A 12,281-nucleotide genomic window follows, 5' to 3' on the forward strand; every position below is an offset into this window, starting at 1 on the left:
CACCGATGGCTGTCAAGACACTGCAGGATCTGCTCGATGCCGGTGTCGAAGGCCGTGGCGTCCTCGTGCGATCGGACTTCAATGTCCCGCTCGAGGACGGCACGATCACCGACCCCGGCCGCATCCAGGCGTCGATCCCGACTCTCCGGGCACTGGTCGAGGCGGGTGCCAAAGTCATCGTGACCGCGCACCTCGGTCGTCCCGACGGCAAGCCCGACGCGAAGTACAGCCTGGCTCCGGTCGCAGCGAAGCTCGGCGAACTGCTCGGACGCCACGTTCAGCTCGCGGGCGACGTGGTGGGTCAGGACGCCGAGGCTCGGGCCGAGGGTCTGACCGACGGCGACGTGCTGCTGCTCGAGAACATTCGCTTCGATCCGCGCGAGACCAGCAAGGACGAATCCGAGCGAGCTGCTCTGGCTCGTGAGCTCGTTGCTCTGGCCGGCGACGACGCGGCCTTCGTCTCCGACGGATTCGGCGTCGTGCACCGCAAGCAGGCATCGGTCTACGACGTGGCGCAGTTGCTGCCCCACTACGCGGGCACTCTCGTCGCGGCCGAGGTCGAGGTACTGGCCAAGCTCACCGAGGACGCCGCGCGTCCGTACGCGGTGGTGCTCGGCGGCTCCAAGGTCTCGGACAAGCTCGGCGTCATCGAGGCGTTGGCCCCCAAGGTCGACACCCTGGTCATCGGCGGCGGCATGGCGTTCACTTTCCTTGCCGCGCAGGGATATTCGGTCGGCAACTCGTTGTTGCAGGAGGATCAGATCGGGGTCTGCAAGGACCTGCTCGAGCGTTTCGGTGACGTGATCCACCTGCCCGTCGACATCGTCGTCGGAGACAAGTTCGCGGCGGACGCCGAGGCGAAGACCGTGAAGGCATCCGAGATTCCGGACGGCTGGATGGGCCTCGACATCGGACCCGATTCGGTCAGCCGCTTCGCCGTCGTTCTCTCGAATGCCAAGACCGTCTTCTGGAACGGACCGGCCGGAGTGTTCGAGTTCGACAAGTTCTCGGCCGGCACCAAGGGCATCGCCGAAGCGATCATCGGAGCCACCGAGAAGGGCGCGTTCAGCGTCGTCGGTGGCGGCGACTCGGCCGCTGCGGTACGCACCCTCGGACTGCCCGACGACGGTTTCTCGCACATCTCCACCGGCGGCGGTGCATCCCTCGAATACCTCGAAGGCAAGCAGCTCCCCGGCCTATCCGTCCTGGAGGCGTAACGCATGGCACGTAAGCCGCTCATCGCGGGCAACTGGAAGATGAACCTCAACCACCTCGAGGCCATCTCGCTGGTGCAGAAGATCGCATTCTCGTTGCCCGAGAAGTACTTCGACAAGGTCGACGTGACGGTGATCCCGCCGTTCACCGACATCCGCAGCGTGCAGACCCTGGTCGAGGGCGACAAACTGCTGCTCACCTACGGTGCGCAGGACGTCTCGTCCGAGGACAAGGGTGCCTTCACCGGCGAGATCAGCGGATCGATGCTGGCCAAGCTGGGGTGCACCTTCGTCGTCGTCGGTCACTCCGAGCGACGCACGCTGCACAGCGAGGACGACGCCGTCGTGCTCGCCAAGACGAAGGCGGCCCTGAAGAACGGCCTCACTCCGATCGTGTGCATCGGCGAGGGTCTGAACATCCGTGAGGCCGGCGAGCACGTGGCCTACAACGTGGCACAGCTGCGAGGGTCACTCGAAGGACTGTCGGCCGACGACATCTCCAAGGTCGTCATCGCCTACGAGCCGGTATGGGCCATCGGTACCGGCCGGGTCGCGTCGGCGTCGGACGCTCAGGAAGTGTGCGGTGCCATTCGTGAGGAATTGAAGGCGCTGTCCTCGGACGAGGTCGCCGCGGGCGTGCGCGTGCTGTACGGCGGCTCGGTCAACGCGAAGAACGTCGGTGAGATCGTCGGACAGCCCGACGTCGACGGTGCCCTCGTCGGTGGCGCTTCGCTCAAGGCGGACGAGTTCGCCACGTTGTCGGCCATCGCCGCAGGTGGACCCCTGCCCTGATCGGCCATCGGCAACGCTGTATCGGACGGTTTTCGGACACCTCGCTTCGGCGGGGTGTCCGAAGCCGTTCGCGGGGCCAGGTAGGCTGCTGAAGGCATCGAATCGAGTTTGAGGTGGACATGGATCTGTTTCTGGATATTCTGCTGGTCGTCACCAGCCTGGCACTGATCTTGCTGATCCTGCTGCATCGCGGCAAGGGCGGCGGATTGTCCAGCCTGTTCGGTGGCGGAGTGCAGTCCAGCCTCTCCGGTTCCACCGTCGTCGAGAAGAACCTCGATCGCCTCACGGTCTTCACCGGCATCATCTGGCTCATCGCCATCCTCGGTATCGGCCTGGAGATCAAGTACACCTGATCGGATTCGGCTCCGAGTGCGAGTTGGTGACGGAGCGACGATACTGGGTGGATGAGCGAATCCTCCTACGAGTCAGTCGGTTCCCCAGCCTTCGTCCCACCGACAGCTCAGGGTCGGGAGTTGACAGAGCCTCTCCGTGAGGACATCCGCTATCTCGGCGGCATCCTGGGTGAGATCATTCGCGAGCACGAGGGCGACGACGTCTTCGAGCTGATCGAGTCGGCTCGCGTCGAATCCTTCGCGGTACGCAGGTCGGAGATAGAACGCGACGATTCCGTCGGACGTTACACCGACGTCGAAGTGGCACAGGCAGTTCCACTGATTCGCGCGTTCAGTCACTTCTCGCTGCTGGCCAATCTTGCCGAGGATCTACACCGCGAACGTCGTCGAGCGATTCACCTCGACCGCGAGGACCCGCCACAGGACAGCAGTCTCGACGCCACCTGGCTCAAGATCGATGCCGCAGCACCGTCGCGCGAGCAGGTGGCCGCGGCCCTGACGGATGCGTTGGTCGCGCCGGTGATCACCGCGCACCCCACCGAAACACGTCGACGCACCGTGTTCGATGTGCAGTCGAAAATCACCGAGCTGATGCGGCGCCGCGATGTCGCCGCTGCGGCACGTGAGGGCAAGGCCGCCACTGCGGCGAAGGAACTGGCCGCCATCGACGTACAGATCCGCAGGCAGGTACTGACCCTGTGGGAGACGGCTCTGATTCGGTTGTCACGGTTGAGGATTCAGGACGAGATCGAGGTCGGCCTCCGGTATTTCGAGTCCTCCCTGTTCGATGTCATGCCGGCGTTGAACGCCGACGTGCGGGCAGCGCTGCGGGCACGGTGGCCCGAGGAGGATCTACTGCCGCGCCCCATTCTCCGGCCCGGTTCCTGGATCGGCGGCGACCGCGACGGCAATCCGAACGTGACCGCAGAGGTGGTCCACACCGCGACCCATCAAGCGGGATACGTGGCGTTCGAGCATTACCTCGACGAATTGGTCGCGCTGGAGAAGGAATTGTCGATGTCCGCGCGTCTGGTGGATGTCACCGAGGATCTCGAGGCTCTGGCCGGCGCATCGACCGAGCCGGACGACCGTCGATCGGACGAGCCGTATCGCGTCGCCGTCGCCGGTATCCGGGCGCGGCTCACGGCCACCGCCCGGGCTGTGCTCGACGCGGTGCCGGTCTCCGGGATCGACCTAGGTGCGGAGAAGTACGCCGGTCCGCAAGACGTTCTCGACGACCTCGACGTGATCGATCGGGCTCTACGCGCCGACGGGGATGCATTGATCGCCGACGATCGTCTGCTGCGGCTTCGGCAGTCGGTCGAGACGTTCGGATTCCATCTGCAGGCGTTGGACATGAGGCAGAACTCCGAGACCCACGAAGAGGTGGTCGCCGAGCTGTTGGCCTGGGCCGGTGTCCACTCCGATTACATGTCCCTCGGGGAGGACGAGCGGGTCTCGGTTCTGTCGCAGGAACTTGCGACCAGGCGGCCGCTCGTCGGCCCCAACGCGCAGCTCAGTGAACTCGCCACCAAGGAACTGGGCATCGTCAGGGCCGCCAAAGAGGCCATCGATCACCTCGGCCCCGACACCATCCAGAACTACATCATCAGCATGTGTCAGTCGGTCAGTGACATGCTCGAAGCGGCGTTGCTGCTCAAGGAAGCAGGAATCTTCGACCCCGGCACCGACGGCTCGGCACCGACGTCGACAGTGGGTGTCGTGCCACTGTTCGAGACCATCGAGGATCTGCAGCAGGGCGCCGCGACCCTGCTCGCCACGCTCGACGTTCCGATCTACCGCGCGCTGGTAGCCGGGCGCGGCATGAACCAGGAAGTCATGCTGGGGTATTCGGACTCGAACAAGGACGGTGGATACCTCGCGGCGAACTGGGCGCTGTACCGCGCCGAGTTGGATCTACTCGAGGCCTCACGCAAGACGGGTATTCGCTTGCGGCTCTTCCACGGTCGCGGCGGTACGGTCGGCCGCGGCGGCGGTCCCAGCTACGACGCGATCCTGGCGCAGCCGCCCGGAGTGGTACAGGGTTCGTTGCGGCTCACCGAGCAGGGCGAGATCATCGCGGCTAAATACGCCGAGCCGTCCATGGCGCGCCGAAATCTCGAGTCTCTGGTCGCGGGAACTCTCGAATCGACTCTGCTGGATGTGGAGGGTCTCGGAGACGGCGCAGAAGCCGCATACGACATCCTGGACGACCTCGCCGCGAAGGCGCGTGCGGCCTACGGCCGGCTGGTGCACGAGGAGCCCGGTTTCGTCGAGTACTTCCGAACGTCCACACCGGTCGCCGAGGTCGGTGAGCTGAACATCGGCTCCCGTCCGGCATCGAGAAAGCCGACGAACTCGGTGTACGACCTGCGTGCCATTCCTTGGGTGATGTCGTGGAGTCAGTGCCGGGTGATGCTGCCCGGCTGGTACGGCACCGGTTCGGCATTCGAGGAGTGGGTCGGCGACGACGATTCCAAGCTCGAGGTGCTGACCGAGCTGTACCGAAAGTGGCCGTTCTTCCAGACCGTTCTGTCCAACCTCGCGCAGGTCATGGCCAAATCGGATCTGGGCATCGCGGCTCGGTACGCGGAGTTGGTTCCCGACGCAGACCTGCGCGCGCGGATCTTCGGGATGATCGAAGCCGAACATGCCACGACGGTGCGGATGTACCTGAAGATCACCGGTCACAGTCGCCTGCTCGAAGACAACCCGTCGCTGGAGCGCTCGGTGCACAATCGCTTCCCGTACCTGGAGCCGCTCAATCAGATGCAGGTCGAGATGCTGCGTCGATACCGCAACGGTGACGACGACGAACGGGTCAAGCGAGGAATTCTGCTGACGATGAACGGTCTCGCGACGGCGCTGCGCAACAGCGGTTAGCCACGCACGAGGGGCGAGGAACCGGTCGTCGGTCGATCGCGTCCAACGAGGTATGACGCAGTGCAGTAGTTCGATCGATACCTGGAGAGACGGATCCGCCTACCGCGGGAGCAGTAGGCGGATCGGTCGTTCGATATCAGGATATGCCCGGGGCGTCGGCGACTACGACTGCGAGCGGCCGGGATGTGACCCCGACGCTGCCGACCCCGATTAGTCGGGTGGGATCAGACGGTGTCCAGCTTGGACGCTGCGCCGGCATCGAGGAACCAGACCGTCGATTCGGTGCCCAGCGCGCCTGCCGACGGGACGTCGTCGGAATCGGCTCCGCCCACCGCAGCGGCGACGGCGTCGGCCTTGTTCGCTCCCGAGACGAGCAACCACACGTGCTGTGCGCGGCGAACCGCAGGCAGTGTCAGTGTGATGCGCACCGGCGGGGGCTTGGGGGAGTCCTCGACCGCCACGACGAAGCGGTGCTGTTCACGCACTGCATCGGTGTGGGGGAAGAGTGAATTGATATGGCCTTCGCCGCCCATACCGAGGAGATGGACGTCGAACCGGGGCGTCGGCTCACCCTCCGATCCGGAATGCAGGATCTGTGCGTACGTTGCCGCGGCCACCTCGGGGTCGCTTCCGTGCGGTCCGTCCGATGCGGCCATCCGGAACACCCGATCCGGGTGGACATCGACGTGATCGAGCAGCGCCTCCGAGGCCTGGACCTCGTTGCGTTCGGGATCACCCGAGGGTAGGAAGCGTTCGTCGCCGAAGTAGATGTCGACTTTGCCCCAGTCGATCGATCCGGAGTCCTCACGTAGCGCTTGCAGCAGCGCGATTCCGGTGCCGCCGCCGGTGAGCACCACCGATGCGAAGCCGCGCTCGGCCTGCGCGGCCGTGACCACGTCGACGAAGCGAGATCGTGCAGCGTCGACCAGGGCCTGCGCGTCCAAGTACTGGAGTACCGATGTCTTACTCATAGCTCACTTTCGACAGTCCGTGCAGGGCGAGTTCGTAGATCTCGTCCGTGTCGAGTCTGCGCAGTTCCTCGGCGAGGCACTCGCGCGTGTTGCGACGCGCCAGTGCGACCTCCGCGTCGGGCTGACCGGTGCGTCGCAGGGTTGCGGTCTTGCCGGTCTGCGGACGCGTCAGCGAGATGCTGCTGTTCTCTCTGATCAGCTCCACCTTCAGCTCACCCGCACGGCGGTGGACCGGCACGTCGAGTTTGGCGGCCAGCCAACCTGCCAGGATGTCGAGTGCGGGTTCTTCGGCCAGTCCGGACACCGTGGCCGAGACGACCGCCTCGAACGGAGCCTGGTCGAGCGCGGTGGCCAACAGGCCGCGCCAGTACGTGATGCGACTCCAGGAGAGATCGGTGTCGCCCTCGGTGTAGCTGCTGAGCCGACCCTTGATCGTCGCCGTGGTGTCGGGCGAGTTCGTGGCATCGGTGATCCGCCGAATTGCCAAGCGCCCCAGCGGATCTTTCGCCGGAACGGTCGGTGCCTCGTCCGGCCACCACGCCACGATCGGAGTATCGGGCAGCAGGAACGGGATCACCACACTGTGTTCGTGATCGGCGAGTTCGCCGTTCAGGCGCAACACGACGACCTCCGATGCACCGGCGTCTCCGCCCACCCGGATCTGTGCGTCGAGGCTCGATTCGGCGGATCGGTCTCCGTGGATGAGCACGATGACGCGGCACGGGTGCTCGCGGCTGGCCTCGTTCGCTGCGTCGATCGCCCGTTCGGCCTTGGCCGGATCACGGCTGGCGACGATCAGTGTCAGCACCCGGCCGATGGTCACCGCACCGCCTGCTTCGCGCACCTCCACCAACTTCTTGCCGACCTCGGCCGTCGTCGTGGCGGGGATGTCGACAATCACGGTCTTCTCCATTCGCGTCCGGTGCGGTGCATCATCTCGTCACCCGAGGAAGGCCCCCAGGTACCGGCTTCGTACGGTTCCGCGGTGCCGCCGGAAGCCCAGAATTCCAGAATGGGATCGAGGATCTTCCACGACAGTTCCACTTCGGCATTGACCGGGAACAGCGACGGCTCACCGAGCAGCACGTCGAGGATGAGGCGTTCGTACGCCTCGGGCGAGGATTCGGTGAACGCCTGGCCGTAGCTGAAGTCCATGCTGACGTCGCGCACCTGCATGCTCGATCCCGGCACCTTGGAGCCGAACCGCATCGTCACGCCCTCGTCGGGTTGGACTCGGATCACCAACGCGTTCTGACCGAGTTCCTCGGTCATCGTGGCGTCGAACGGCAGGTGTGGAGCGCGCTTGAAGACCATCGCGATCTCGGTGACTCGACGCCCGAGTGCCTTGCCGGTACGAAGGTAGAACGGCACCCCACCCCAGCGTCGCGTATCCACCTCCAGGGTGATGGCGGCGTAGGTTTCGGTGTTCGACTCGGAGTCGAAGCCCTCTTCCTCCTTGAGGCCCTTCACTTTCTGGCTGCCCTGCCACCCCGCGGAATACTGACCGCGCGCCGAGGTTCGATCGAGTGGCTCGGCGAGTTTGGTGGCCGAGAGCACCTTGATCTTCTCCGATTGCAGCTCCTTGGGGTTGAAGCTCACCGGCTCCTCCATCGCTGTGATGGCGAGAAGCTGCAGAAGGTGGTTCTGGATGACGTCGCGGGCGGCGCCGATTCCGTCGTAATACCCTGCGCGACCGCCCAATCCGATGTCCTCGGCCATCGTGATCTGGACGTGGTCGACGTAATGCGCATTCCAGATCGGATCGAACAGCTGGTTGGCGAAGCGCAGTGCCAGGATGTTCTGCACCGTCTCCTTGCCGAGATAGTGGTCGATGCGAAACACGGTGTCCTCGGGGAACACTCGGTTCACGACCGCGTTGAGCTCTTTCGCGCTCTGCAGATCGTGTCCGAACGGCTTCTCGATGACGACGCGTCTCCAGTTGCCGTCCTTGCTCTGCGCCAGGCCCGAGCGCGACAGCTGCTCGAGGACGACCGGGAACGCGCTCGGCGGAATGGACAGATAGAAGGCGTGATTCCCGCCGGTGCCGCGGGTCTCGTCGAGTTCGGTCAGCGTTCGTGACAGCTCGTCGAACGCGGCGTCGTCGTCGAAGGAGCCTTGGACGAACCGGAATCCTTCGGCGAGGGTGTTCCACACCTCCTCGCTGAACGGTGTTCGCGCGTGATCGCGCACGGAATCGTGCACGATCTTGGCGAAGTCCTGGTTCTGCCATTCCCGCCGGGCAAATCCGACCAGGGCGAAACCGGGGGGTAGCAGCCCCCGGTTCGCCAGGTCGTACACCGCAGGCATGAGCTTCTTACGCGCGAGATCGCCGGTCACCCCGAAGATGACCATGCTGCACGGGCCCGCGATACGGGGGAGCCGCTTGTCTCGGGCGTCGCGGAGAGGGTTGCGCCAGTCCGCGGAGTGGAGAGGTTCGGTTTCTGCGGTGGGCACAGTCGGTCAGCTCTTCTGACCTGCTTGGCGAAGCTGTTCGCCGGTGGCCTCGAGCAACTCGTTCCAGGCAGCCTCGAACTTCTGGACGCCTTCGTTCTCCAACGTCAGGAAGACATCGGAGATGTCGATACCGAGTGCCGAGATGCGGTCGAAGATCTCCTGGGATTCCGGTCCCTTGCCCGAGACCGTGTCGCCGACGATCTCGCCGTGATCGGCAACCGCGTCCATGGTCTTCTCCGGCATCGTGTTCACCGTGTTCGGCGAGACGAGCTCGGTGACGTACATGGTGTCGGGGTAGGCGTCGGACTTGACGCCGGTCGAGGCCCACAGCGGACGCTGCGGACGTGCGCCACTGCCGACGAGCTCGCGGAACCGAGGAGCGACCTCGAAGATCTGCTGGTACGCCACGTATGCGAGACGAGCATTGGCCAGCGCGGCCTTGCCCTTGAGCGCCTCGGCATCGGGAGTGCCGATCGCATCGAGTCGGGAATCGATCTCGCTGTCCACGCGGGAGACGAAGAACGACGCGACCGAGTGGATCTTGTCGAGGTCGTGACCGGCCGCACGGGCCTTCTCGAGACCCTCGAGGTACGCGTTCATCACCAGCTCGTAGCGCTCGACGGAGAAGATCAGCGTGACGTTGACGCTGATGCCCTCGCCGATCACCTTGGCGATTGCGGGAATTCCGGCCTCGGTGGCCGGAATCTTGATGAGCAGGTTCGGGCGGTCGACGATCTTCCACAGCTCGACGGCCTGCTCGTACGTCTTGTCGGCGTCGTGGGCCATGCGGGGATCGACCTCGATCGACACCCGGCCGTCGACGCCTGCACTCGCCTCGTACTGAGGCATCAGGATGTCGCATGCTTCCCGGACGTCGTCCGTGGTGACCGTGCGGATCGTGGTCTCGACGTCGGCACCTTCACCGGCGAGCTTGGTCACCTGCTCGTCGTAGGCCTCGCCCGTGCTCAGGGCTGCCTGGAAGATCGACGGGTTGGTGGTCACTCCGACGACGCTCTTGGTGTCGATCAGGTCCTGGAGGTTGCCCGAGCGGATGCGGTCGCGGGACAGGTCGTCCAGCCATACCGAGATGCCGGCGGCGGAGAGCTCTGCAAGATTCTTGTTCTGGGTCATGAATTATCCCTTCACATTGGTGATGGAGCGCTGTGCGGCTGCGGTGACGGCCTCGGCCGTGAAGCCGAACTCGCGGAAAAGTGTTGCAGCGTCGGCAGATTCGCCGTAGTGCTCGAGCGAGATGATCTCGCCGAAGCCACCGACGATCTTCCACCACGGCATCGCGATGCCGGCCTCGATCGACACCCGGGCCTTGACGGTGGGCGGGATCACCTGATCGCGGTAGTTCTGATCCTGGCTCTCGAACCACTCGACGCACGGCATCGAGACGACGCGGGCGGCGATGCCCTGCGCCTCGAGCTGCTTCTGCGCCTCCACGGCGTACTGCAGCTCGGAGCCGGTGCCGATCAGGACGACGTCCGGGGTCGCCTTGGACGACTCGACGAGAATGTATCCACCCTTCGAGACGCCCTCGTAGCTGGTGCCCTCGAGAATCGGGATGCCCTGACGCGTCAGCGCGAGACCGACGGGTCCGCTGCTGCTGGACTTGGCCAGCACTGCCTGCCATGCGAATGCGGTTTCGTTGGCGTCACCGGGGCGAACCACCGACAGGTTCGGAATCGCCCGCAGCGCCGCGAGATGCTCGACCGGCTGGTGCGTCGGTCCGTCCTCGCCGAGGCCGATGGAGTCGTGCGTCCACACGTAGATGGGGTCGATGTCCATCAACGACGCGAGTCGAACTGCCGGCCGCATGTAGTCGCTGAACTGCATGAACGTTCCGCCGTATGCGCGGGTCGGGCCGTGCATGACGATGCCGGACAGGATGGCACCCATCGCGTGCTCACGGATGCCGAAGTGCAGCGTGCGGCCGTACGGCTCGGCGTCCCAGTCGTCGGTGGAGATCGACGTGGGGCCGAAGGACTTCGCACCCTTCATCGTGGTGTTGTTGCTGCCGGCCAGGTCGGCGGAGCCGCCCCACAGCTCCGGGAGGACAGGTCCGACGGCGTTGAGGACCTCGCCCGACGCCGCACGTGTCGCGACGGCTTTGCTGCCGGGCTCCCAGGTGGGCAGAACGTCGGTCCAGTTCTCGGGCAACGTGCCCTGGGTCAGGCGATCCAGTAGCTTCTTGCGCTCGGGCTCGCGCGCGGCCCAGGCGTCGAATTCGACGGTCCACTCGGCGTGAGCCTTACGGCCGCGTTCCTGCAGCTTGCGGGTGTGGCCGATGACCTCGTCGGTGACCTCGAACGTCTTGGCGGGGTCGAAATCGAGTGCCTGCTTGACCTTTGCGATCTCCTCGTCGCCCAGTGCGGCACCGTGAACAGCACCGGTGTTCATCATGGTGGGGGCCGGGAAACCGATGATGGTGCGCAGGACGATGATCGACGGCTTGTCGGTGACAGCCTTGGCAGCCTCGACGGCCTCTTCGATGGCAGTCACGTTCTCACCGCCCTCGACCACCTGCACGTGCCAGCCGTAGGCCTCGTAGCGCGCGGCCGTGTTCTCGGACAGGGCGATGTCGGTGGAGTGCTCGATCGAGATCTTGTTGTCGTCGTAGAACAGGATCAGGTTGCCGAGCTGCTGCGTACCGGCCAGCGACGACGCCTCGGACGTGACGCCTTCTTCGATGTCGCCGTCGGAGGCGATCACGTAGATGAAGTGGTCGAACGGACTCTCGCCGAGTGCGGGCTCGGGATCGAACAGGCCACGCTCGCGGCGCGCCGCCATGGCCATACCCACGGCGGAGGCGAGTCCCTGACCGAGCGGGCCGGTGGTGATCTCGACGCCGTCGGTGTGGCGGAACTCGGGGTGCCCGGGAGTCTTGGACTTGTAGGTGCGCAGCGCCTCGATGTCGGCGAGCTCGAGTCCGAAGCCGCCCAAGTAGAGCTGCAGGTAGAGCGTCAGGCTCGAGTGACCGCACGAGAGGACGAATCGGTCGCGGCCGATCCAGTGCGTGTCGGTGGGATCGTGGCGCATGGTGCGCTGAAAGAGGGTGTAGGCGAGAGGGGCCAGGCTCATCGCGGTTCCGGGGTGGCCGTTGCCGACCTTCTGCACTGCGTCCGCTGCCAGAACACGAACGGTGTCGACCGCTCGGGTGTCCAGGTCCGTCCAGTCGCTCGGGTGGTGCGCCGTGGTGAGGACGTCAATATCGTCTGTGATCGACACGAGCAGAAATCTCCTGACATTCGTTCGAGTTGTGGCTCCGAGGAATCGTCGCTCGCCTCCGCTGCAATGCGCCTGGGTGGAGCGCGCGCGCAGTCGGTGCCGAAGGACGTCCCCCACCAGCCTAGTTCCGTCCGACCCTACTGTCGTGCCTTCCCCCGGGCGATTGCGCGCGGGTTACTCGTAGGCGACGTATTCCTCACTTTGGGTGCCCTGCGAATTGGAGGTGCAAACCCAGCCGTCTACCATCGGTCGTAGTAGGCGAACGTTCGTCGGCTGCCGCGGTAGTGAACGCGGGGGTCGGCGCGTGCGCGAAGGCGCCGAAGTGTCGCCATGAAGAGTCAACCCGCGTGCCGGTGGCATGCGAGCAAGTGGCCGAGTGC

The 12,281-nt window shown here is 65.1% G+C and carries 9 protein-coding genes; 4 read left to right on the forward strand and 5 right to left on the reverse strand.

The annotated features are described in order from the left end of the window. Nucleotides 1-5 precede the first annotated feature (5 nt). From R3P93_RS12240 to ppc, 4 genes are all read left to right on the forward strand, one after another. The gene (locus tag R3P93_RS12240; protein ID WP_032377823.1) at nucleotides 6-1,217 is read left to right on the forward strand and encodes a phosphoglycerate kinase; all 1,212 of its coding nucleotides are present in this window, start codon (nucleotides 6-8) and stop codon (nucleotides 1,215-1,217) included. Nucleotides 1,218-1,220: 3 nt separating this feature from the next. Continuing rightward, nucleotides 1,221-2,006, forward strand: coding sequence for a triose-phosphate isomerase (gene tpiA / locus R3P93_RS12245; protein WP_068050527.1), 786 nt, complete (start codon nucleotides 1,221-1,223; stop codon nucleotides 2,004-2,006). Between the two features lie 119 nt (nucleotides 2,007-2,125). Then, nucleotides 2,126-2,359, forward strand: coding sequence for a preprotein translocase subunit SecG (gene secG / locus R3P93_RS12250; protein ID WP_068050526.1), 234 nt, complete (start codon nucleotides 2,126-2,128; stop codon nucleotides 2,357-2,359). 51 nt (nucleotides 2,360-2,410) lie between these two features. After that, nucleotides 2,411-5,242 carry a phosphoenolpyruvate carboxylase gene (gene ppc / locus R3P93_RS12255; RefSeq protein ID WP_317533115.1) on the forward strand — a complete coding sequence of 944 codons (2,832 nt, stop codon included), beginning with the start codon at nucleotides 2,411-2,413 and terminating at the stop codon, nucleotides 5,240-5,242. Nucleotides 5,243-5,466: 224 nt separating this feature from the next. Here the strand turns inward: ppc and pgl are convergent, their stop codons facing one another. Genes pgl through tkt form a run of 5 tightly spaced genes read right to left on the reverse strand, consistent with a single transcriptional unit; the run spans nucleotide 5,467 to nucleotide 11,901 of the window. Next, nucleotides 5,467-6,213, reverse strand: coding sequence for a 6-phosphogluconolactonase (gene pgl, locus R3P93_RS12260; RefSeq protein ID WP_068050524.1), 747 nt, complete (start codon nucleotides 6,211-6,213; stop codon nucleotides 5,467-5,469). Continuing rightward, a complete protein-coding gene (opcA, locus tag R3P93_RS12265; protein ID WP_170946023.1) occupies nucleotides 6,206-7,114 on the reverse strand; it encodes a glucose-6-phosphate dehydrogenase assembly protein OpcA in 909 nt (302 codons plus the stop codon). Before opcA ends, pgl begins: the two co-directional genes overlap by 8 nt. Continuing rightward, complete coding sequence (gene zwf / locus R3P93_RS12270) at nucleotides 7,111-8,667, reverse strand: glucose-6-phosphate dehydrogenase (protein ID WP_094641873.1); 1,557 nt, start codon at nucleotides 8,665-8,667, stop codon at nucleotides 7,111-7,113. Before zwf ends, opcA begins: the two co-directional genes overlap by 4 nt. Nucleotides 8,668-8,673: 6 nt before the next feature. Beyond that, nucleotides 8,674-9,798 (reverse strand): transaldolase, encoded by a 1,125-nt coding sequence (gene tal, locus R3P93_RS12275; protein WP_094641871.1) that lies wholly within the window; start codon nucleotides 9,796-9,798, stop codon nucleotides 8,674-8,676. 3 nt (nucleotides 9,799-9,801) lie between these two features. After that, on the reverse strand, nucleotides 9,802-11,901 hold the full coding sequence (tkt, locus tag R3P93_RS12280; RefSeq protein ID WP_068050519.1) for a transketolase: 2,100 nt from the start codon (nucleotides 11,899-11,901) through the stop codon (nucleotides 9,802-9,804). Between the last annotated feature and the right edge of the window lie 380 nt (nucleotides 11,902-12,281).

This window comes from Rhodococcus cerastii (assembly GCF_033042195.1).
GTDB lineage: Bacteria > Actinomycetota > Actinomycetes > Mycobacteriales > Mycobacteriaceae > Rhodococcoides.

What these genes read in the sequence shown, in the direction of transcription:
- pgl (WP_068050524.1), bottom strand. Translation starts at nt 6,213, where the DNA reads ATGAGTAAGACATCGGTACTCCAGTACTTGGACGCGCAGGCCCTGGTC.
- secG (WP_068050526.1), top strand. Translation starts at nt 2,126, where the DNA reads ATGGATCTGTTTCTGGATATTCTGCTGGTCGTCACCAGCCTGGCACTG.
- ppc (WP_317533115.1), top strand. Translation starts at nt 2,411, where the DNA reads ATGAGCGAATCCTCCTACGAGTCAGTCGGTTCCCCAGCCTTCGTCCCA.
- tpiA (WP_068050527.1), top strand. Translation starts at nt 1,221, where the DNA reads ATGGCACGTAAGCCGCTCATCGCGGGCAACTGGAAGATGAACCTCAAC.
- R3P93_RS12240 (WP_032377823.1), top strand. Translation starts at nt 6, where the DNA reads ATGGCTGTCAAGACACTGCAGGATCTGCTCGATGCCGGTGTCGAAGGC.
- tal (WP_094641871.1), bottom strand. Translation starts at nt 9,798, where the DNA reads ATGACCCAGAACAAGAATCTTGCAGAGCTCTCCGCCGCCGGCATCTCG.